The following is a 19,621-nucleotide window of genomic DNA, read 5'->3' on the forward strand; positions in this document are numbered from 1 at the left end:
AGGAGATGAGTGGATGCCCGGGCTTCGACCACCTAGACCACACTGCGGACGTACTGGTAGAGGCGAGAGGTCGAACGCTCGAGGAGGCTTTCGAGTACGCGGGTCTAGGAGTGTATGAGATCATGACTGATACCAGTAAGGTAAGGCCTCGTGTTAGAGTGGATCTAGAAGTTGAGGGTAGTGATCTGGAAAACCTCCTGTATAGGTGGATCGAAGAGCTGCTGGTTTGGACAGATGCGGAGGGGCTGGTGTTCTCCATCTTTAGGGTGTGCAGGATCGACAAGGAGGGAGACGGTTATAAGCTTGTAGCTAGTGTTTGGGGAGAAGAGTTCTCTCCAGAGGTGCACGAGGAACGCACGATAGTAAAGGCAATGACATACTCTCAGATGTCAATTGAGAATATCGGCGAGTGCTGGAGGATCCAGTTTGTAGTCGACATATAACCCGTTTGGAAACCCCAAGAGGAGCTTACCCATACAGGCTGGACAACCTAGCCTTGCACTGGCTGCAGTATTCATCTGGTTTCTTGTCTAGCTCTGCTAGGGAGTTGCTAAACCTCATCACACATTCATTCTCGCAGTGGCCGAGCCCCAAGAGGTGCCCTAGCTCGTGCAGTATAAGCTTTCTAAGCCTTGAAAGAAAAAGCTCCTCGCCCCCGACCCTGATCCGTGCTGTATACACCGATGCAACCCGTAGATCCGGTGTTGCGAGGCCAAAGACGTAGTTTAATCCGTCACTGTAACCGTCTCCCTCAACTATCCCCACTACGTAGAGGCTCCTTGACTTCTCAAGAATGCCCTTATAATAGTTGTAGAGGAACATGTTTACATCCTCAGCTACATACTGTCTCCTGGAAAAATCGAAAACGGTTAGGGGTATCGTTAGGGTTGATGTTGATATTATGAACTTGCTTGGTATCGGCATCTTTGAATTTAGGTCATCCAAGATCCTGCTTAAATAATCTAATAAAGGGTTATTTATGCTCTGTAATATTACTTTAATCACCATTCTACCCCATACACATATAACTGGTTGGAAAAGGGATTTATCTTACCGGTCCAGAATCCGTGATTAGTGGCCGCCGCGGAGCCGCCGTAGCTCAGCGGGAGAGCGCCCGGCTGAAGACCGGGTGGTCCGGGGTTCGAATCCCCGCGGCGGCACCATACATCGTGGACGGGATCCTTCTCACGCTTATCTTGGGCATTAGGAGCTACTGGTAGGATCGAATAGGACTATCCTTTTAGATGGATTATCGGGTATTTTCTTCCCGAATCTGGTCTAGTATTTTCCTCCTCACGTCTTCTGGCTCATATGGCATGTTCTCGAGGAGCTCCCTAGGCACCTCGATAAGGCCCTCTTCTATTAGGCGCTGTATTGTCTTGTAGGCTACATAGGCGGCGATTAGATCGTTTGACTCCGGATACCTGGTCAGATAAGCCCTCTTTATTATATCGTACATGTATACTAGTTCTTCGTTTCTCGCCACGACAGCCTTGTCGCCATTACCCCTCTCTATGGTCTCCATGAGGATACTGGCAACCTGTGAGTCGAGTAGCACGATCAGGTTGCCATTCGAGTAATATATAGCTGTAACGTAACCCCATCCATCAACAGATGAGGGGAGGAGGTCGTCTAGCTCCTCATCATCTAGTATCTCTAGGTCTCCGTCAATAACGATCTTCACGTCAGCTATATCTGGCAGAGCCGGCTCGATTAGCATCTTGATGAATGACTTGAGCAAAAACTTATTCTCGAGCCTCTCGCCACCCAGTGGGCTCTCGGGTTCAGTCTCTTCTTCAATCTCATCAGAGACCATGCTCAGCAAGCGTCTAGCAAGAGCTATTGCTATGAAGTCGGAGAATAGGGCTGTAAATGTTGCGACCAGTAGGGAAGAGGTGATTTTAAACGTCGTACTCGTATGGATACCTAATAGTATATCCGAGAGGTATAATGCGGAGAATACCAGCCATCCTGCCAGTGTTGAGATTGCAAGCCTCGTTATTATTAGCGACCTTTTACCTGGCGTAATCCTCCACCCCACCCGGTTGGATGATAGAGAGTTTTCAGCGTTTTTAATTGATACTCAGCGTCTACATCTACCTGTCCGCGATCCAGTCTAGAAGAGTGTGCCTGCGTGGTCCCAGGTAGACAGGCACTACACGTTTGTTTAAGGGGAGTGCTACATTATAGATCCTGATACCTCCGACATTGGCAAAGGGCCTGCCCTTGTGGGCGTGGCCATGTATTGCTATATCTGGTTTTTCCTCGAGAATCACCTTCTCCATCTCGGGAGAGTATATTTCGGGCCAGAAGCGTCTGTCCTCACCAATGATCGTGTGATGGGAGAGAGCATAGTGGGAAACCACGATTACATACCCCGCCTCCCGCCTTGCCTCCCGGATAAGGTTTCTCAACATCTCAGGCCTCTTTCTATATACTTCGCTCAGCCATGGCATGTGCCTCTGCTGCCACCTGGTAGGTCTTTGGAGAGCGCCCCGCGTGCCTATGATTGCAAGGCTCTCCTTATCCAAGTCGACAACAGTGTACTCGTCATTAAGCCATACTATGTCCGGGTAGCGTTTTTTGAACTCCTCCTCTCTGTCAAAGTATTCTTCATTACCGAATACAGCAACTATCTTTGCATTTGTCTTCTCCTTGATAGCGCGGAATACGGGCTCGGCCGCCGCGACAACCCCTTTATCAACAATGTCCCCGGCTAGTATGAATAAACATGCACTCTTCTCGGCCTCGCCAAGTGATCTCTGGAAGAGCGGGAGGTACACGGGGCTGTGTATGTCGCTGGAGGCAAGTATAGGGGCCTCGGTGCTACAATGGTTCTCCATCCTCGTCAGCCTGCCCATCGATCCTCACCGGCCCCACTAACACTTTATTGACTGGGGCTCAATAAATCGAGGATACAAACCTATGTTACGCCTCGAATTCACTAATTTCTAGGCTTGGAAAATAAGCAAGTCCTCATCCATGCATCGCGCCGTAGAAGACTTACACGGCTAGGATGGGGAGAAGGTACCCCCTCATAGGACTCTTTAACGATGAGGTTTCTCCGAACCCAGCTGTTTTCCTTGCGGTTCCCCTGTTGTATTATAGTGATAGGATGGTCTTGTTGAGTGCCGCAGTGAATGAAGCTAGTATTGCTCCAGCTATGACTGTTGGGGGTAGGCTCTGCGGGTCACCCTCCCATCCCAGGCAGTCGCTGTACACTTCTATGAGTTTGACCGGCTCCTCTGTAGGGGTTTCCATTAGTACTCTAACAGCATAGGCTAGGGCCTCTATTACCGCTTCTCCCCCAAGACACTCGACCAGCTCCAGCGCGTCTGACTAGAGGGTATCCAATAACTCTCGCAGCATCCTCTGGCATATGATCCTTCAACCTGTAGATTACTTCATCGAATAATCCGGCGGCCTCCTCGATCAAGCCCTTATCATGGGCGGCTACCGACATTGCTAGTAGTGAGACTGCGAGTTCTAGGCTGTCTAGTAAGGCTTCTACCTCTTCCTCCTCTCCCAGCGTGAGTAGGTGGTCTCCTGTCCTGGTGATCCCATCTACAGACAATTCTACCACCCTATACTCTCTATATCCTACAAACGCTCTCAAGGAGGTGTAGGGATTGTATTACCGGGGCTGGTCCGATGGACTAGGACTCATCATCGGCGCGAGAAACGGCCTCACGCAGTGACCGGGTTCTCATCTTCATCCCTTACCTCACTGCTATCTCTTCTTGGCGCAGGGCCACACCTCCCTATATCTGTTAATAATCTCTACAAGCCTCTTCGCCTTATCAATTGAGACAACGTTCTCCGTGTCTCCCCCAAGCTTGACAGAGGTGCCAACAATGAAGCCGTCACTGTACTTCCAATACTCTGCAACGTTATCAGGTGTTATACCGCTCCCAATCATTAGCCGAGTCCTCATGGACTGGAGAGTAGACTTGAGGGAATCCAAGTATTCTTTTCTTGGAGGTACTCCGGTTCTTGGACCCGTCGCGACCAGGGCGGCTACAGGTACTCCCGCCCTGTCAAGGCATTCCCGTGCAGCCTCGGATACATCGTAGCCTTGAACTAGAGGCCAGCTATGCTTCACATCTATATCTGCTAGTACTTCGAATGCTCCCTTGTCTAGTTCGTTGTATAAGTCAAGCTCTGATACCGCTCTCGCTAATTCTCTCATGGCCGGCTCTAGGAGCCCTTCTGGAGAGACTCTGTATTCGCACAGGTTGTTCACTCTGACGAATTTTGCCCCTGCAACAATTGCGATGTAGACGGCCTCATATGGACTGTTTCTCAACAGGCTAACCCCCACGGGGATACTCAGGGCCTTTACGAGCTCCCTAGTGATCCCCGTCATAGCCGCGACCTGTCCTTTGCTAGCTCTTATTGTGTAAGGTTTGTCCCCATAGTTCTCGACTATCACGGCGTCGAAGCCTGCTTCCTCGTACTTTTTCGCCTCGCTCTTGGCATAGTCGTATATCTCGTCGATGCTCCACTTCCTTCCAATACCCGAGGGATAGCTCTTCTTCATATACCCCGGCGATCCTGGAAGAGGGGGTAGGTGGACTACTCCTATTAGGGGCTTGCATGTCCCGAACAAGCTCATCTACACTCTCCCCCAACTTTATTGATCTAGCGGTGTACAGGGTTATCTGTGTAGTCTTCCCTATAAAATCATGCAATAATAAAATAATAAAAATTTAGATTATATTTTGGATAGTCTCTGGAGAACCGACACTACGAGTCTAACCCCGTATCCAGGAGCGTGCTTGCCAGGCCAGTACTCAGGAGCAATCGCGGCCGCCTCCCCACCGCCGATACCTGGCCCTGCTATGTCAAGGTGGACGAACTTCTTCCCATGGCTGAATTTCTCGAGGAAAAGGGCGCCGTATATTGCGCCTCCCCACCTCCCATTCACGTTATTGATGTCCCCGAGCCTTGCGTGCTTTGATAGGAGCGGCTTGTATACATCGGCCATTGGAAGGGGCCATAGGAGCTCGCCTGTCTCCTTAGAGGCCTGCTGGAAGGCCTCCTCCAACTGCTTGTCCCTGGTGAATAGCGCTGCTATGAGGGGGCCAAGCGCTACTACCGCTGCCCCTGTTAGGGTGGCGAGGTCTATCACTACGTCAGCTCCAATCTCCTTGGATGCATAGGCGATCGCGTCGGCTATGACTAGTCTCCCCTCCGCATCCGTATGTCCAACGTCTACCCTAGTTCCATCCCACATCTTGATAACGTAGCTCGGCAGATAGGACTCGCCGTCGATTGTGTTTATCGCAGCGGCTAGTAGACCGTAGAGGTCTACTTGTATGCCGAGCTTGGCGGCTGCCCACACTATCCCAGCAACCGCTGCCCCTCCCGCCTTGTCAGCGAACATGTCTGTCATCGAGTATCCTGGCTTGACCTGTATGCCTCCAGCGTCGAATACTAGGGTCTTACCTACGAGGGCGATCTTCCTCCCTCCGCCTTTGTAGTGTATCTTGATGAGGACAGGCTTGTACTTGCTCCCTCTGCCCACGTTTACGATTCCGCCGAAGCCTTCCTTTACGAGTGTATTATAGTCGAAAACTTCAACGTCGACGTTAGGGAGGCTGGAGAAGAGATCCTTTATCTTTTCGGCGAGCCTCTCGGGGTACAGGTCGTTGGGTGGTGCATTCGCGATGTCCCTGGCCAGGTATACGCCTTCTACGATAGGCTTGACATAGTCTAGGTTTACTTCTCCAGTATAATATACAGTCCTCAGCTTAGCCTTCTTCTCGCTCTTGAAATAGTCCAGAGTATAGGCTCCTAGAAGGAATCCTATTAGGGACTCGTTCGAATATTCTAAGCCGAGGCCCTCGAGGTCTACAGTGACCTCCTCATACTTCTCAACTACTTGCTTAGCAGCCTTAGCTAGCCCCCTCCTGTAGTCCTCGGCCTCCCTACCCTCGCCGATACCAACTAGGATCACTATCTTCCCGCTTAGTGGGAATGTGTAGGTCTCCCCCCTCTTGGCCTTGAAGAGCCCGGCTTCTACAGCCTTTGAAACGATCCCTTGAGATGCCTCGTCAAGCCTCTTAACCTCACCTTCTATCAGGGGCTTCTCATCCTTCTGCTTAACTGGTATAATGAGAACCTTGGGCTTCTCTGCCTTTAGAGGGTCTTCTTCGAGCTTGAAGAGGCTAGGCGGGACGGTGTAGATCACTCTGTTTTCACCATTGATTAAATCCTCTGGCTCCGGGTTAAAGTGTATGCATATAATCCGTGCTCCATTATATCGGTAAGAGTGGACCCGTGCCCGTCAGAGGCCGCGGAATCCGCGGTTCGGCGATGAAGGCGGGTTTGCGCGCCTCTTAATCCAGCGTTCTTCGCCGAGGCAATAGCGTGGAAGCCTCTCGGATCGGTTAGCTACGAGGATTTTACCCTTGGTGATAGACGAGGGCGACACGGGAGGCCCGCATTGGATACTGTCGCCGTGGTTGACTTGGGAGGCCAGTACGCTCACTTGATAGCTAGAAGGCTGAGGGAGCTAGGAGTATACTCCGAGCTAGTATACCCGGAGGAGGTCGAGGAGGATGGCGAGTATTCGGGCTATGTCCTCAGCGGTGGACCCTCTAGCGTATGGGAAGCCCAGCACGATAGGATAGTTGAGCGCATACTGGCTTCAGGGAAGCCCATGCTGGGAATATGCTACGGCCACCAGCTCCTAGCAAAGGTTCTAGGAGGAGAAGTGGGTCCTTCTCCAAAACCAGAGTTCGGTCCAACAACGGTTCGAGTGCTGGTTAGAGACAGGATACTCGAAGGGTTTCCGGCTAGGGTTAAGGTGTGGATGAGCCATAATGATGCGGTCCTATCCCCTCCCCCCGGAGCCACAGTCGCCGCCACAAGCGAGGGGAGCCCTGTCGCCGCCTTCTGGACTGGTAATGTTTACGGGGTTCAGTGGCACCCGGAGGTTAAGCACTCTCAGCTCGGCAGGGAGCTCCTCGACAACTGGATTCGGCTTATAGGGGTGAAGAGGGAGTGGAGGCCAGGCAGGCTTATCGATGAGCTAGTAGAATACGTGAGGCGGATGGTTGGGTCCTCTACTGCTATAGCGGCTGTTAGCGGGGGAGTCGACTCGACTGTTGCAACGGTCATAGCATACCGTGCCATAGGGGATAGGCTAATCCCCGTTCTAATCGACCACGGCCTCCATCCTGAGGGTGAGGTAGAGAGGGTTGAGAGGGCTCTAGGGAAACTTGGGATAAAACTGCGGATAGTCGATTATAGCAGCGAGTTCCTGGCTGCCCTAGAAGGGATCGAGGACCCTGAGGAGAAGAGGAAGGTTTTCGGGAGAGTATACGCTCGAGTATTCGAGGAGATAGCTAAATCTACGGGTGCAGAGTACCTGGTGCAGGGCACAATCTATCCAGACGTTATCGAGTCTGGGGGCAGGAGGGGAGCTGACGTCATCAAGAGCCACCATAATGTAGCGGGCCTCCCAGAGAAGTTCGGGCTAAAACTCGTGGAGCCTCTCAGAATGTTCTATAAGGACGAGGTAAGGCTCATAGGCCGTATGCTAGGGCTGCCTGAGGAGCTCATCTATAAGCAGCCAGTACCAGGCCCAGCCCTTGCTGTTAGAATAGAGGGGTCGATTAACCGTAGACTCGTAGAGATCGCTAGGAGAGCCAACGCGATAGTGGTGGAGGAGGTGGAGAAGGCAGGGTACGCTAGAAGGCTCTGGCAGTACTTCGCTGTAGTGACACGGTCGAGAGCTACGGGAGTGAAAGGTGATAGGAGGGCTTATGGCATGGTGGTCGCTGTGAGGATGGTTGTGAGCGATGATGCCATGACCGCTGAGGCTTTCCGCCCCGACTGGGATCTTCTTGAGGCGATAATGAGGAGGATAACCTCGGAGATCCCGGAGGTTGTCCGAGTAGTGTATGACGTTACTAGTAAGCCTCCCGCTACAATCGAGTGGGAGTAGATATTACATAAGAAGAAGAGTATTGGTGGCGGCGATCCGCCTGGACTACTCGATCTCATCTAGGTCGGAGAGGTCTATTTCTATAACGGTTCCCTCCTCCTTCTCCTCCTCACCCTTCGCCTTAGCCTCCTCGTCTCCACCAGTCTTTATCTTCTTGATAGTAGCTGTCCACCTAGCCCCACAGTTTGGGCATTGGAAGCTCCCCATCACAGTTACGGTTATCCTACCATACTTGTCTGGTAATGGTGATACTATTGTCCACGTCTTGACAGGCTCGCTAACCCTCGTCCCGCAGTTTGGGCAAACGAATGGATCCTTCTTCCTCCTTGCCACGCTACTTCCACCTCGCCATCCCGCCATTCTGCCGTTCCAGGCTAATATTGAATGGGTATCCGTACTCCTTGAGTATTGAGGCTAGCTCTCTCACTATAAGGCCCACCTTCTCAGGCTGTATCCTATGTCCTGGATGAGGCAGGATTAGCACGGCTGTCAAGGCGTCGGGGCTGAGCTCCTCCACGTAGATCCGGGCCTCCCCGGGTACTGCTGTCACGCTTCCAGCAATGTCATGGATCCTCTCTTTCAGCTTCGCGGTTATGTCCTCTGCGACCTCTACGTCTTCGAAGCCCCATATCCTTATCCTGAACCTGGCATTGATCGGCTCTTTCACAGTCGACTTCAACTTTGACATGAAGATCCTGTTGGGTACAGTGCACACCTTGCTATAACCGTCTATGACCGTATAGAGCACGGTTATCTTCCTTACTCTTCCTTCGCAGTCATCGAGAGACACGTACTCTCCAAGCGTGACTGCTTGAGTCAGAAGTATAGCGTAGTAGCTGGCTACGTTTGCGATCGTCTCCCAGGAGGCGGCGAATATTACTAGTATAAGTCCTAGAATGAATAAAACTATTATATTCTCTTGTGTGAGTAGGAAGAGAACCAGGAATATTGTTATAATAATTATACTTATTTCAATCATTTTATATGTGTTTTCAAGGGCTTCCCGGTCCGCTCCGCTAAGCCTGCCAACCCTGAAAATTAATCTTCTTATTATTACTAGTAATATTGCCACTGTTAAAATCAGTATAATAGACTCAATACTTCTCTGTATAATGACGTTGCCCTTGATCATAGACCACAAGCCGCCCAAGCCGTATGCATCCATCCCATACCACCCTCAGCGCTAGAAGAGTTCATTGAACTCTTTCAAAGCCTCCTCGTGAACTAGTGCTATAACAATCTGTCCCGCTTCGAGAGGGGGAGCCTCGCTTGGATCATAGAACTGATCTTCACGGTAGACCGCCAGTATCTTTACCCCTCTCGGCAACATTCCCCTCGCCTCGAGCTCTCTCGGCGTGAGTCCCCGGATAGGACTCGTCTCCCTCACGGTAACGGATACGAGACGAAACTCTCCTATTAACGTGTTAATGAGGTTCACAACCCTATACCTTCCCTCGATTAAAGTATAGAGTATGTTAGCTGCTATCTGGGGGACAACGATGACCCCGTCGACGCCTAGGATCCTTAACAGCTTGCTAGTCTTAGGGTTCTTAACCCGTACATACACCTTTTCAATATTGTTGAGCTTAGCTATAGCTGCTATGAACAAGTTGACTTCATCCTTATCGGTCGCGGCTACTACAACATCGTACATACTAATGTCGAGTTCATCGTATATTGTGGGGTCGGTGGCATCTCTAATATAGCTCTCCACGTCTGCCTGAATATTCATGATCTTCTGCTCATCCTTGTCAATAATAGTGACCGAGTGGCCTGCCTCACTGAGGAGCTGGGCTAATGTACTGCCTACGCGACCCGCTCCAATGATCAGTATCCTCATACCGAGCCCCAGTTCCAAAGACTAGTGCGAATTAATTATTTCTTGGGACCTCCTGCTCTTTAAGCGGGTGTCATGCGGTGGACGATGACTCCTTTAGGATCAAAGACGTGAGAGCTCTACAGGTCCTCGACTCTAGAGGTAGGCCCACCATAAAAGTCACTGTGAAGACAGGGGCTGGCTGGGGTTATGGCTACGCCCCTAGCGGTGCTAGTAGGGGGGAGAGGGAGGCGGTAGAACTCCGGGATGGAGGCAGAAAGTGGATGGGCTATGGCGTGATGAGAGCTGTAACGATAGTAGAGACTATGATAAAACCGAGGCTAGTAGGCGTCGACTCAAGGAGGCAGGGGTATATAGACGGGCTTCTCATCTCTCTCGACGGCACGCCGAACAAATCTAGGCTGGGAGGCAACACTACCACGGCGACCAGCATAGCTGTGGCGAGGAGCGCGGCGAGCACCGCTGGATTGGAACTCTACGAGTATCTTGGTGGCCCGGGGGCTAGGCTCCTACCAACCCCCCTCTTAAACGTTATTAACGGCGGCGTTCATGCGGGGAATGATCTAGATATTCAGGAATTCATGATAATCCCTGTAGGAGCAGACTCCTTCCTAGAAGCCATGAGGATGGCTGCAGAGGTATATGCTACCCTCAAGGGGATCCTCAAGGAAAAGTATGGCCCCCAATCGATAAACGTTGGAGACGAGGGCGGCTTCGCCCCACCCCTTAAGAAGACGAGGGAAGCGCTAAACCTCCTAGTAGAAGCGATTAGAAAGGCGGGCTACATTGACGGGGAGGACTTCTATCTTGGAATAGACGCGGCCGCCTCGCAGTTCTATGATAAGAGCTCCGGCCACTATAGGATCGAGGGTGAGAGCCTCGACTCGACAGGGCTATTAGAATACTACACTAATCTTGTCGACGAGTACCCCCTCAGGCTAATAGAGGATCCGTTTAACGAGGACGCGTTCAACGAGTACGCCGAGCTCACAAGAAGGATAGGGGATAGAGTCCTTATAGTCGGAGACGACCTCTACACTACAAACGTCAGGTACCTCGCCAAGGGGCTTGAGGTAAAAGCTACAAACGCTGTGCTCGTCAAGGTAAACCAGGTAGGGACCCTCACAGAGACCATAGACTTCATAAGAAAAGCAGTACACCAGGGGCTTAGAGCGGTCATAAGCCACAGGAGCGGGGAAACAGAGGATACCTTCATAGCAGATCTAGCCGTAGCAATGTCGACAGGCCTGATTAAGACGGGGGCTCCAGCCAGGGGAGAGAGGACTGCAAAGTATAACAGGCTCCTCGAGATCGAAGCCCAGCTCCAGGGCTCATCTCAGTATGCGGGAGCCGAGCCCTTCCGGGCAGGGTGATAAGGGATGACTAACGAGCATCTAGTGGTATTCATAACAGCCCCCCGTGGTGAGGGGGAGAAGATAGCAGGTCACATAGTCGAGAAGAGACTGGCGGCTTGCGTCAATATTGTTAGAGGTATTGAGAGCATCTACTGGTGGGAGGGGAAGGTTGAGAAGGATGAAGAGGAGCTGCTAATTGTGAAGACTAGGGGAAACATTCTAGACAAGCTTATAGAGGAGGTTAAGAAGGTGCACCCCTACAAGGTGCCCGAGATAATAGCTATTCCAATAACCGCTGGTAATAGAGACTACTTGGAGTGGATTGAAAGAGAGGTGAACGGATAAGATGGTCATAGTATCGCCGAGCCTCGTCAAGAGGCACGTAGAGTCCAACAGGCTCCTGTCAAGGGCCTGGGAAATCCTCACAAGTGACGAGGAGATTCAAGAACTTCTTAGGATGTCCAACGTTAACGCTGTCGGCAGGCTCCTCTACAATGACCACGGCCCCGTCCACGCTACCATAGTATCTGGATCCGGCCTCGAGATATATGAGATAGTGAGGGAAGCCGGCATAAAGCCTTCAAGCGTCGAGCAGAGGGTTGTCCCCAGCGAAGACTACGCTAAGCTCATAGTCCTCCTAGCATCATACCTACACGATATAGGGAACTCCATTCACAGGGACAACCACGAGCTCATGGGAGCCCTCCTAGCGGGTAGGATACTTGACAGGATACTCCCCGATATTATAGGGAGGGATGAGAGGAGTCTAGCCTATAGGATTAGAAGCGAGGTCATGGGAGCTATATACTCCACTGCAATGAATGTCGATGCCCTCACCATGGAAGCGTCCATCGTAAAAGTGGCTGACGCAACAGACATGGCTGAGGGAAGGGCTAGACTACCCTACTCTAAGGGCAAGGAGGATATCCACGCTCTCTCAGCACTGAGCATAGTGAGGGTTGAGTTAAAGAAGGGTAGGGAGAGGCCTCTCATCATAGAAGTATATATGAAGGACATGGCGGGCATGTTCCAGGTAGAGAAGGTACTCCTCCCCAAGCTGGAATACTCGCTGCTAGCCAAGTATACCGAGATCAGGCCTAAGCTCATAAACGGTGATGGAAGGGATCTCAAGCCCATTAAACCATGAGGGCCGGAGATGTAACAGTATGAGGTCTGGCAGGGTCCCTGTAAAGCTAGTTGAGGGTGTAGCGAAGATAGCGAGCAGGCTGAGCGAGCCAGAAGATCTAGATATACCAGTAGCTCCCCGCCTAGCCGTTGCCGCAGCGAAGAATGTGGGGATACAGCTCAGGCCTCCTGAAGACTCGATCTACTGCGTAATATGCAGGAGAGGCCCCTTCACTAAGAGGGGGTACTACCTCCACCTGGTAAGGGTTCATGGAAGCCTTATTCGCCAGATGATTGAGGATGAGATAAGACGTCTTGAAGGATCCTATCTCGGCCAGACGGGATGATCATTCTAGGCCCCATACTGGTATCCAAGTAGACCGCGACCACATTCTCTCCTGCATTCAAAACCCCCTCATACACGTAGATCTCATCCTTCTCCACATACCATTCCAGGTCGTCGAGCTTGAAGGAGGCATAGTCGCCACCAGTATCCTTGATTAGCGAGGATAACTTGTCACGAGAGAGGATCCCAACCCTGTAGAGCCTTGAGGGGCGAGGGAAGAGGAGCCTCTGACCCCTATACTTGGGGTTTTCACCCATCACCTCAACTATGCCTGGCGCATCAACCTGGACTTCGAAGTAGTCGCCTTTCCGGGTCTTACTCAGCTCCTCTATAACGGATAGGAGGACCTCTATAGGGCTCCCGTGCTCAACCCTCTCCTCCTCATCGGTTATTTTTAAAACCCCTATCTCAACGTCTCCATAAGTCCTCTTCTCATAACTATACCAGCGCACCCTAACCCTGACTTGCCGCGCCCTTTTTTGCAAACGCTTCACCGTCAGTATCTGTTAATCAACTCATGCTAATTAACCTAGTATCAATCATAGAATGAAAACGCTGTCTCATAGGTGATATCGGATGAAGCCGACACAGGTATTGAATCCTGTAATGCATGAGATCATGGGCGAGACGGGGTTCACCTACCTTGCAATAGTCAAGAAACTCATCAGGGAGGGCAGGGATGTTGTAAGCTTCGGAATCGGGCAACCCGACTTCCCCACGCCAGCCCACATAAGGGAGGCGGCTAAGAAGGCTCTCGACGAGGGATTCACCGGGTATACTGAAACAGCCGGTATACCAGAGCTGAGGGAGGCTATATCCGAGTATCTCTCGCGCTATGGAAAGGTGTCGCCCGACGAGATAATAGTTACCACCGGAGCCAAGACAGCAGTCTTTATAGCTCTAGCGGCATTCCTACGCCCAGGAGACGAGCTGCTCATACCGGATCCCAGCTACTACGCCTACAGTCAAGTAGCTAAGTTCGTTGGGGCGAAGCCTGTTTTCGTCCCCATGGACTTCCATGAGGGAGAGGGATTCTCTATTGATATCGAAAAGTTTGAGAAAGCGATAACCGATAAGACCCGGGGAATCGTAGTAAATAACCCCCACAATCCAACCGGCACGGTTCTCACCCCCGAGGAGACTGACGCCATAATGGAGCTTGCGAGGAAGCATAACCTAGTAGTATTCGTTGACGAGATATACGACAACTTCGTCTTCCACGGGGCAAGGTTCAAGAGCTTCCTAGAGTACGACGACTGGAGAGACCACGTTGTATACGTGAACGGGTTCTCGAAGACATTCAGCATGACCGGATGGAGGCTAGGCTACCTAGTAGCGAGAGAAGATGTAATACCAAGACTCCTCGACCTAGCAGTCTCGGTCTACAGCTGTGCGCCGAGCTTCGCCCAGAAGGCTGCAATAGAAGCGCTGCGGGGAGACTGGGGACCTGTTAGAGAGATGATAAGAGAGTTCGAGAGGCGTGCTAAGCGGTTATACGAGATCCTCTCAGAGGCTCCTGGCATCGAGGCCTACCTGCCGAAGGGGGCATTCTACATGTTCCCTAGAGTAAAGAAGCTTCTAGACAAGACCGGCATGGACGTTCACCAGCTTGTAGACAAGCTCCTCTACGAGTACTATGTTCTAGTGCTTCCAGGCACAAGCTTCCCGGGAGAGCTAGGCAAGGACTACGTGAGGTTCAGCTTCGCCACGTCGATCGAGGATATCGAGAAGGGTGCAAAGAGGATAGTTGAAGCGGCAAAGAATATGATGGAGACTTAACGCTTATACCCTATTTTTCTAAGAAACTCCCTTCTTTCTCTCACGTCCTCTTCATCCTCTACCCCTAATGGCTTGAACCCGTCCGCGACGCCTAAGAGAGCCCTCTGCTCGCCAAGGTCTGCGATTATAACTTTTAACGGGTTCGCGGTGGCGACATCGACTGATACTACCTCTTGTACGTTTTTGATCGCGTTGAGAACGTTGATAGGCCACCCGCCTCTAATGTATATTACGAAAACATGTCCAGCCGCTATCTTCCTACAAGCGTCGACAGCGTACTCTACAAGCTCGTCATCATTACCGTCTTTCCTTATCAGTCTTTTACCGCTGGCCTCACAGAAAGCTATACCGAAGCGTAGGCTTGGGCAAGAGGTCACGAGAGCCTCGTATAGGTCTTCAACAGTCTTGATGAAGTGACTCCTACCTATAATCACGTTGGTTCCTTCAGCCACAGGTATATCTACGACCTCGAGGTCTAGCTTCATGGATAACCCCTGGTTTCTAATAATTATGGTGCCCGAGTCTTATCTTCATTACGTTAGAGGGGAACAGTAGTCTAGAAATATATGTAGAAAATTCGGGGTGTTGGAGGGATGATTGATTTAGAGGGGCTTATATCCAGCCCCTCAGCTTCATAGCCCTTACTACTCTGTCTACTGCGATAGCGTAGGCGGCGGCCCTCATGTTGTACTTGCTCGTGTCGAGCTTCTTCTGCCAGTAGTCCCATACCTTGATTGTGTTGTTGATCATCTTCTGCTCGAGCCTGGACTTGGCTTCCTCCTCAGTTATCCAGCCGCCCATCCTGTTGTTAACCCACTCGATGTGGCTCATTATTACTCCTCCTGCGTTGGCGAGGATGTCGGGTACCACAATTATCCCCTTCTTAGTGAGTATGGCTTCCGCCTCGGGCGTGGTGGGGCCATTTGCCGCCTCCACAATCAGCTTTGCCTTTATCTTGTCGGCGTTCGCCTCGGTTATCACGTTCTCTATAGCCGCGGGGACCAGTACGTCTACCTCCAGCTCTAGTAGCTCCTCATTAGTGAGCTTCTTCACGGCCTTCGGATAGTTTATCACCGAGCCGGTCTCGTTCTTAACCTTCTTGACCTCGTCCGGGTCTAGACCGTCGGGGTTGTAAATTCCGCCCTTACTGTCGCTGATAGCAACGACCTTAGCGCCCATCTCATGGAGGGTCTTGGCGGCATAGTATCCAGCATTGCCGTAGCCCTGTACGGCGACAGTCTTACCCTCGATTCCGCCCCACAGCTTCTTGGCGACCTCCCTAGCTGATACAGCGGTTCCGTAGCCGGTGGCGATTATCCTAGTCTGCATTCCTCCTAGCTCTAGAGGCTTACCGGTCACCACGGCGAGGTACTGGCCCCTCTTAACCCTGCTGTAAGCGTCTAGGAACCAGGCCATAACCTGTGGGTTAGTGTAGACGTCGGGGGCGGGGATGTCCTGGTCTGGGCCTACAATGTCGCTTATAGCCTCGAAGTAGGCCTTGGAGAGCCTCTCCAGCTCTCCGGGGCTCAGCTTGTGGGGATCAACCCTTATGCCACCCTTTCCTCCACCGTAGGGAAGGCCTGCAAGGCTGTTCTTCCAGGTCATCCACATGCTAAGAGCGATTACCTCGTGAGCGTTAGTCTCGGGGTGGTACCTGACACCGCCCTTGTAGGGACCTAGGGCGCTGTTGTGCTGGCTCCTCCATGCAATGAATACCTTAACGGTTCCGTCATCCATCTTTACTGGGAGCCTAACCTGGAGGAGCCTCTCGGGTACAGAGAGGACCTCGTATACTTCTTCTCCGAGGCCTAGAAGCTCGATAGTCTGGCGAAGCTGCTTCTTCGCCTCCTCATAGGGATCATGAACCATAGTCATATTGTGCGCACCTCACGCACTCAAGTTATATATTCCGTATATAACTATATAAACGATTACAAGATTAAAGCGTCCCCCGTATAGTGGGCTGAAACAATGATATAGAGGTGTGCGGGGGACAGAGACCCTGGGGTCATTGGAGGAGCCATTCGGCCACGCCTCCCCAGGGCGTCGCTCCCCCACTAGTTAAATGAGCCATTGGAGGCTAGATATAGTGACCGGTTACCAAGAGCGCCCTGGACTGGTGGTTGAGAGTGTCTGGAGAGAATCATGGGCAGATATACTTGATTACGGATTTCGGCGAGGGACCCTACACGGGGATATTGAAGGCTCTGATAAAGTCTATAAATAGCGGGCTAGAGGTATACGATATCGATAACACTGTACCGAGCTTCAAGATAACAGCCGGAGCATATATTCTAGCCAATACCTACTACTGGACCCCTAAGGGTTCAATAATAGTCGCCGTAGTGGATCCAGGCGTGGGCACATCCAGGGAAGCAGTGCTGGTTGAGGCGGGAGACTACGTCTTCGTTGGACCCAACAACGGGATCCTCTACCCAGCCGTGCAGAGGGAAAAGTTCAAGAGAGGGGTCTCACTGATACCCGCCCGCGTCGTAGAGGCAGCGGCCAGCAGGTTTAAAGGCAAACTACCAGGAGGCAAGTGGCCTTTATCAAACACATTCCACGCAAGAGACGTCTTCGCGCCCGCAGCCGCGCTCTACGCTTCAGGTGTGGATATGGAGCTCCTAGGAACCCCTATCGAGGAGGCAAAACTGAAGAGGCTCATACTAGAGCGGGTGGAGGAGGTCGAGGAGGGTTACAGGCTGAAAGTGGTCTATGTGGATAAGTTCGGTAACGTCGCCCTCAGCGCCAGGCAGGGGGTGCTCGCGATCAACTCCTGGCAGAGGGTTATGGTCAGCACGGAGGCAGGCTCCATTCCAGCAGTTGTTGGCAGGAAGTTCGAGGACGCCCAGACCGGCGAGCTGGTCCTCTACGTGAACAGCTTCGGATATCTAGAGATAGCTGTGAATCAGGGTAACGCAGCTAGGAGGCTAAGGGTAGACGTTGGAGACCCGGTAGTGATAACCCCGATAGAGTAATCTCTGCAGAGTCAAATGTATCTCTCAACCCTCAACCCCCTAAAGTGCTCTTGGAACCTCTCATAATCCCTACAATCCATTATAATATCGTCACCTTCAACTATGATGGATAACCCTTCAAGTGGGTGCTCTGGGGGATCCTCTCTTATCACTCTAGGCTTCACCCTGCCCGCGTAAACCAGTTTCTTCCCCTCCTTCCTCCACCAGTACCTTCCATAATACTCGTAGATCCTAGTCCTGCCGTCGGGGAGGCGCTTGTACACCTTGTGGACTGGCTTCAAGTAATAGCCCGTCCTGGAGATCTTCGAATTATACTCGTAAAACGGCTCCTTCACAAGGTCGGCTAATAAGTCCAAAGCCCTTCTGCCACCATAGACTATAATCCTGCAGTCGGACGGAGGCTCATTCGGCTCTTCCTTCTCACCGCCCCGGGCTGGGCTCTGCTCGTCGCAGGCTAACGTCATCGCCCCCGTCCAACCCCAACTGTGCCGGTTCGCACTGGGAGGGGAAAAGTATTGCGGAGAATACTATAGTTCTTCGAACTCGTCTTTAGCCCACATCTTTAGAGCCTCGCGCCGCTTAATCTCCCGCAGCACCTTATCCAGATACCTATAGACGGTGCTGTGCATCCTCCCCTCTGCAAGCATTTCTACAGCCTTCTTCGCCGCCATAGCCCTCTCATAATCCCCTATTATCGCCACATAGTGGTCTCCAACGTAGATGTCGGTGCCAGTCATCTCCTCGATAGTCTTACGAGCCCTACCCGCCTCTCCAATAATCCTCCCCTTGATCCTCTTCAGGTGATTCGGAGAGTCCCCGACAAACTGTTTCAAATCCACTATTACGAGGATCTGGTCGTCCTCAAGCAGCCTGTAGGCCTTCTCCGGGGGGAACCCGTAAGCTATAGCTTTAATGATCTCTCCCGCCTTCATCATGTTTATTGGAGGCGTACCGGGAGCTTCCGGTTCAATTATAACCATCGAGTTCTCACTGTCAATGGTTATCCTCACCCCCAGCTCCTCTATGAGCCTTAGCTTGACCTCACCCTTCTTGCCGATAACAGCGCCCAGCCTATTGATAGGGACCTTCACATAGATCCTCGGCCGCGACTCCCCCATAGCCATTCCTCAAGGCACCTCCTAAGCCTCTTAGAGACTGTGGCCTTATCGTTTTCCACGTCTAGGTACTCTGAGAAGAAATTGAAGATATTATTTACATCCCGCTCGAGGAATTCGAAGGCGTGGGGATGGCTATAGTGGACGGCCTGCGCCACATCTATTATCCACGGCACCCCCTCGTAGATCATTATGTTGAACTCGCTTAGATCGGCATGGACCAGTCCAGCCTTGCAAACGATAATCTCGAGCTGGCGCAGCACATCATTATATATCGCCTCTAACTCCTCAGCCGACAGTTCTTCAGCCACCTCGGCGAGGAGCGGGGCTCTCACCCCGTTCTCGCCGATGAACTCCATGACTAGAACGTTGCCAGAGTAGGCTATTGGAGCGGGGACCCTCACTCCATGCTCCCTTAACCTCTTAAGATTTCTGAACTCCTTCTTAGTCCATTCATAGATAAGCTTCCTGAAGTTGGAGCGAGGGATATTCTCGAAGCGAGGGTCCCCCTCTATGTATATCCTTATGCTTTTCCGGAACTCTGCCGTGAAGGACAGGTAGATCTTGACGGCTGCATCCCTACCGTCGCGGAGGATCCCCCTGTATATACGTGCCTCCTTCCCAGCGTTCACTACACCCTTCAGGTCTTTTAGGATCCCCTTGGTCATGAGCCTGTATACGTGGGTGAGTGTGAATGAGTCGAAGACCTCTTCAACCGTCTTTATAAAGTCTCGATCCTTAACCCGGTGTTCCTCGTCCCTCCTCCTCTTAAGCCATCTCCCCTTACCAGGCACTCCTACTCCATGCCCTCCTCAATGAAGTCCTCAGTGATGAGGCCCATATCGATGAGCTTCTTAACCTCGTCGCGGAGGTACCTGTAGACTACCTCTCCCTTCATATCCTTTGAGCCCCATGGGAGGAATAGTATCACGTCGCCCTCGCGCATCCAGGCTCTTCTCCTCATCTTCCCCGGGATCCATGCCTTGTAGATCTCACCATCCTTACAGAAGACTTCCAGGAAGCCCCCGCCCAGGTTTCTCCTGACGACGCAGAGCATTGTTCCCTCTTCTTCGTTTGGAAGGGGCATCTCTCCTTTCCTGTCCCTCCCCCTATCCTTCCTTGCCATATTGTC

25 protein-coding genes and 1 tRNA gene are annotated in these 19,621 nt (G+C 51.8%); 9 read left to right on the forward strand and 17 right to left on the reverse strand.

Features of this window, described 5'->3' with window-relative positions; all coding sequences use genetic code 11:
* Window positions 1–5 precede the first annotated feature (5 nt).
* Window positions 6–443, forward strand: coding sequence for an archease (locus tag ACZ47H_RS06960; RefSeq protein ID WP_464932967.1), 438 nt, complete (start codon window positions 6–8; stop codon window positions 441–443).
* Between the two features lie 25 nt (window positions 444–468).
* Here the strand turns inward: ACZ47H_RS06960 and ACZ47H_RS06965 are convergent, their stop codons facing one another.
* Complete coding sequence (locus ACZ47H_RS06965) at window positions 469–1,008, reverse strand: archaemetzincin family Zn-dependent metalloprotease (protein ID WP_464932968.1); 540 nt, start codon at window positions 1,006–1,008, stop codon at window positions 469–471.
* 80 nt (window positions 1,009–1,088) lie between these two features.
* On the opposite strand from ACZ47H_RS06965, the gene ACZ47H_RS06970 reads away from it, so the two are divergent.
* Window positions 1,089–1,163, forward strand: a tRNA-Phe gene (locus tag ACZ47H_RS06970).
* An 86-nt stretch (window positions 1,164–1,249) separates the two neighbouring features.
* On the opposite strand, the gene ACZ47H_RS06975 is transcribed toward ACZ47H_RS06970, so the two are convergent.
* The 6 genes from ACZ47H_RS06975 to ACZ47H_RS07000 all read right to left on the reverse strand — a co-directional run bounded on the left by ACZ47H_RS06975 (window position 1,250) and on the right by ACZ47H_RS07000 (window position 6,193).
* Entirely contained in the window at window positions 1,250–2,041 is a 792-nt protein-coding gene (locus ACZ47H_RS06975; protein ID WP_464932969.1) for a hypothetical protein, read from the reverse strand.
* A 55-nt stretch (window positions 2,042–2,096) separates the two neighbouring features.
* Window positions 2,097–2,861 carry a metallophosphoesterase family protein gene (locus ACZ47H_RS06980; RefSeq protein WP_464932970.1) on the reverse strand — a complete coding sequence of 255 codons (765 nt, stop codon included), beginning with the start codon at window positions 2,859–2,861 and terminating at the stop codon, window positions 2,097–2,099.
* Between the two features lie 241 nt (window positions 2,862–3,102).
* Window positions 3,103–3,261, reverse strand: a complete 159-nt coding sequence (locus ACZ47H_RS06985; RefSeq protein WP_464932971.1) for a hypothetical protein — start codon at window positions 3,259–3,261, stop codon at window positions 3,103–3,105.
* A 7-nt stretch (window positions 3,262–3,268) separates the two neighbouring features.
* Window positions 3,269–3,574 (reverse strand): hypothetical protein, encoded by a 306-nt coding sequence (locus ACZ47H_RS06990; protein ID WP_464932972.1) that lies wholly within the window; start codon window positions 3,572–3,574, stop codon window positions 3,269–3,271.
* Window positions 3,575–3,730: 156 nt separating this feature from the next.
* Window positions 3,731–4,615 carry a BtpA/SgcQ family protein gene (locus tag ACZ47H_RS06995; protein WP_464932973.1) on the reverse strand — a complete coding sequence of 295 codons (885 nt, stop codon included), beginning with the start codon at window positions 4,613–4,615 and terminating at the stop codon, window positions 3,731–3,733.
* 99 nt (window positions 4,616–4,714) lie between these two features.
* A complete protein-coding gene (locus ACZ47H_RS07000; RefSeq protein ID WP_464932974.1) occupies window positions 4,715–6,193 on the reverse strand; it encodes a leucyl aminopeptidase family protein in 1,479 nt (492 codons plus the stop codon).
* Between the two features lie 255 nt (window positions 6,194–6,448).
* Between ACZ47H_RS07000 and guaA the strand changes: the two genes are divergently transcribed.
* A complete protein-coding gene (gene guaA / locus ACZ47H_RS07005) occupies window positions 6,449–7,954 on the forward strand; it encodes a glutamine-hydrolyzing GMP synthase (protein ID WP_464932975.1) in 1,506 nt (501 codons plus the stop codon).
* 45 nt (window positions 7,955–7,999) lie between these two features.
* On the opposite strand, the gene ACZ47H_RS07010 is transcribed toward guaA, so the two are convergent.
* The 3 genes from ACZ47H_RS07010 to ACZ47H_RS07020 are packed head-to-tail and all read right to left on the reverse strand — an operon-like array spanning window position 8,000 to window position 9,794.
* Window positions 8,000–8,287 (reverse strand): chromatin protein Cren7, encoded by a 288-nt coding sequence (locus ACZ47H_RS07010; protein ID WP_464932976.1) that lies wholly within the window; start codon window positions 8,285–8,287, stop codon window positions 8,000–8,002.
* A gap of 1 nt (window position 8,288) precedes the next feature.
* The gene (locus tag ACZ47H_RS07015; RefSeq protein WP_464932977.1) at window positions 8,289–9,119 is read right to left on the reverse strand and encodes a mechanosensitive ion channel domain-containing protein; all 831 of its coding nucleotides are present in this window, start codon (window positions 9,117–9,119) and stop codon (window positions 8,289–8,291) included.
* 18 nt (window positions 9,120–9,137) lie between these two features.
* Complete coding sequence (locus ACZ47H_RS07020; protein ID WP_464932978.1) at window positions 9,138–9,794, reverse strand: potassium channel family protein; 657 nt, start codon at window positions 9,792–9,794, stop codon at window positions 9,138–9,140.
* Between the two features lie 77 nt (window positions 9,795–9,871).
* On the opposite strand from ACZ47H_RS07020, the gene eno reads away from it, so the two are divergent.
* The 4 genes from eno to ACZ47H_RS07040 are packed head-to-tail and all read left to right on the forward strand — an operon-like array spanning window position 9,872 to window position 12,618.
* Window positions 9,872–11,164, forward strand: coding sequence for a phosphopyruvate hydratase (gene eno, locus ACZ47H_RS07025; protein WP_464932979.1), 1,293 nt, complete (start codon window positions 9,872–9,874; stop codon window positions 11,162–11,164).
* Window positions 11,165–11,170: 6 nt separating this feature from the next.
* Window positions 11,171–11,491, forward strand: coding sequence for a divalent-cation tolerance protein CutA (gene cutA / locus ACZ47H_RS07030; protein WP_464932980.1), 321 nt, complete (start codon window positions 11,171–11,173; stop codon window positions 11,489–11,491).
* Between the two features lies 1 nt (window position 11,492).
* A complete protein-coding gene (locus ACZ47H_RS07035; protein ID WP_464932981.1) occupies window positions 11,493–12,293 on the forward strand; it encodes an HD domain-containing protein in 801 nt (266 codons plus the stop codon).
* A 19-nt stretch (window positions 12,294–12,312) separates the two neighbouring features.
* Window positions 12,313–12,618: a hypothetical protein gene (locus tag ACZ47H_RS07040; protein ID WP_464932982.1), complete on the forward strand. Its 306-nt coding sequence runs from the start codon at window positions 12,313–12,315 to the stop codon at window positions 12,616–12,618.
* On the opposite strand, the gene ACZ47H_RS07045 is transcribed toward ACZ47H_RS07040, so the two are convergent.
* On the reverse strand, window positions 12,551–13,102 hold the full coding sequence (locus ACZ47H_RS07045) for a hypothetical protein (protein ID WP_464932983.1): 552 nt from the start codon (window positions 13,100–13,102) through the stop codon (window positions 12,551–12,553). The two genes, ACZ47H_RS07040 and ACZ47H_RS07045, sit on opposite strands and share 68 nt — an antisense overlap.
* A 91-nt stretch (window positions 13,103–13,193) precedes the next feature.
* Here ACZ47H_RS07045 and ACZ47H_RS07050 point away from each other — a divergent pair, with 91 nt between their 5' ends.
* Window positions 13,194–14,396: a pyridoxal phosphate-dependent aminotransferase gene (locus ACZ47H_RS07050; RefSeq protein ID WP_464932984.1), complete on the forward strand. Its 1,203-nt coding sequence runs from the start codon at window positions 13,194–13,196 to the stop codon at window positions 14,394–14,396.
* On the opposite strand, the gene ACZ47H_RS07055 is transcribed toward ACZ47H_RS07050, so the two are convergent.
* On the reverse strand, window positions 14,393–14,881 hold the full coding sequence (locus ACZ47H_RS07055) for an adenosine-specific kinase (RefSeq protein WP_464932985.1): 489 nt from the start codon (window positions 14,879–14,881) through the stop codon (window positions 14,393–14,395). The two genes, ACZ47H_RS07050 and ACZ47H_RS07055, sit on opposite strands and share 4 nt — an antisense overlap.
* Window positions 14,882–15,008: 127 nt before the next feature.
* Complete coding sequence (locus tag ACZ47H_RS07060) at window positions 15,009–16,271, reverse strand: Glu/Leu/Phe/Val family dehydrogenase (RefSeq protein WP_464932986.1); 1,263 nt, start codon at window positions 16,269–16,271, stop codon at window positions 15,009–15,011.
* Between the two features lie 254 nt (window positions 16,272–16,525).
* Here ACZ47H_RS07060 and ACZ47H_RS07065 point away from each other — a divergent pair, with 254 nt between their 5' ends.
* The gene (locus ACZ47H_RS07065; protein WP_464932987.1) at window positions 16,526–17,374 is read left to right on the forward strand and encodes an SAM hydrolase/SAM-dependent halogenase family protein; all 849 of its coding nucleotides are present in this window, start codon (window positions 16,526–16,528) and stop codon (window positions 17,372–17,374) included.
* Window positions 17,375–17,385: 11 nt separating this feature from the next.
* Here the strand turns inward: ACZ47H_RS07065 and ubp are convergent, their stop codons facing one another.
* The 4 genes from ubp to ACZ47H_RS07085 form a co-directional block, all read right to left on the reverse strand.
* Window positions 17,386–17,838 (reverse strand): UBP family nucleoid-associated protein, encoded by a 453-nt coding sequence (gene ubp / locus ACZ47H_RS07070; RefSeq protein WP_464932988.1) that lies wholly within the window; start codon window positions 17,836–17,838, stop codon window positions 17,386–17,388.
* Window positions 17,839–17,901: 63 nt separating this feature from the next.
* Entirely contained in the window at window positions 17,902–18,498 is a 597-nt protein-coding gene (locus tag ACZ47H_RS07075) for a KH domain-containing protein (RefSeq protein ID WP_464932989.1), read from the reverse strand.
* Window positions 18,462–19,283, reverse strand: coding sequence for a serine protein kinase RIO (locus ACZ47H_RS07080; protein ID WP_464932990.1), 822 nt, complete (start codon window positions 19,281–19,283; stop codon window positions 18,462–18,464). Before ACZ47H_RS07080 ends, ACZ47H_RS07075 begins: the two co-directional genes overlap by 37 nt.
* Window positions 19,284–19,285: 2 nt before the next feature.
* Entirely contained in the window at window positions 19,286–19,615 is a 330-nt protein-coding gene (locus ACZ47H_RS07085; protein WP_464932991.1) for a translation initiation factor aIF-1A, read from the reverse strand.
* Window positions 19,616–19,621 lie beyond the last annotated feature (6 nt).

This window comes from Thermodiscus maritimus (genome assembly GCF_055382595.1).

Coding starts and splice junctions, on each gene's coding strand:
- ACZ47H_RS06960 (WP_464932967.1), top strand. CDS start 6: ATGAGTGGATGCCCGGGCTTCGACCACCTAGACCACACTGCGGACGTA.
- ACZ47H_RS06965 (WP_464932968.1), bottom strand. CDS start 1,008: ATGGTGATTAAAGTAATATTACAGAGCATAAATAACCCTTTATTAGAT.
- ACZ47H_RS06980 (WP_464932970.1), bottom strand. CDS start 2,861: ATGGGCAGGCTGACGAGGATGGAGAACCATTGTAGCACCGAGGCCCCT.
- ACZ47H_RS06985 (WP_464932971.1), bottom strand. CDS start 3,261: ATGGAAACCCCTACAGAGGAGCCGGTCAAACTCATAGAAGTGTACAGC.
- ACZ47H_RS06995 (WP_464932973.1), bottom strand. CDS start 4,615: ATGAGCTTGTTCGGGACATGCAAGCCCCTAATAGGAGTAGTCCACCTA.
- ACZ47H_RS07015 (WP_464932977.1), bottom strand. CDS start 9,119: ATGGATGCATACGGCTTGGGCGGCTTGTGGTCTATGATCAAGGGCAAC.
- ACZ47H_RS07020 (WP_464932978.1), bottom strand. CDS start 9,794: ATGAGGATACTGATCATTGGAGCGGGTCGCGTAGGCAGTACATTAGCC.
- cutA (WP_464932980.1), top strand. CDS start 11,171: ATGACTAACGAGCATCTAGTGGTATTCATAACAGCCCCCCGTGGTGAG.
- ACZ47H_RS07035 (WP_464932981.1), top strand. CDS start 11,493: ATGGTCATAGTATCGCCGAGCCTCGTCAAGAGGCACGTAGAGTCCAAC.
- ACZ47H_RS07040 (WP_464932982.1), top strand. CDS start 12,313: ATGAGGTCTGGCAGGGTCCCTGTAAAGCTAGTTGAGGGTGTAGCGAAG.
- ACZ47H_RS07050 (WP_464932984.1), top strand. CDS start 13,194: ATGAAGCCGACACAGGTATTGAATCCTGTAATGCATGAGATCATGGGC.
- ACZ47H_RS07055 (WP_464932985.1), bottom strand. CDS start 14,881: ATGAAGCTAGACCTCGAGGTCGTAGATATACCTGTGGCTGAAGGAACC.
- ACZ47H_RS07060 (WP_464932986.1), bottom strand. CDS start 16,271: ATGACTATGGTTCATGATCCCTATGAGGAGGCGAAGAAGCAGCTTCGC.
- ubp (WP_464932988.1), bottom strand. CDS start 17,838: ATGACGTTAGCCTGCGACGAGCAGAGCCCAGCCCGGGGCGGTGAGAAG.
- ACZ47H_RS07075 (WP_464932989.1), bottom strand. CDS start 18,498: ATGGCTATGGGGGAGTCGCGGCCGAGGATCTATGTGAAGGTCCCTATC.
- ACZ47H_RS07085 (WP_464932991.1), bottom strand. CDS start 19,615: ATGGCAAGGAAGGATAGGGGGAGGGACAGGAAAGGAGAGATGCCCCTT.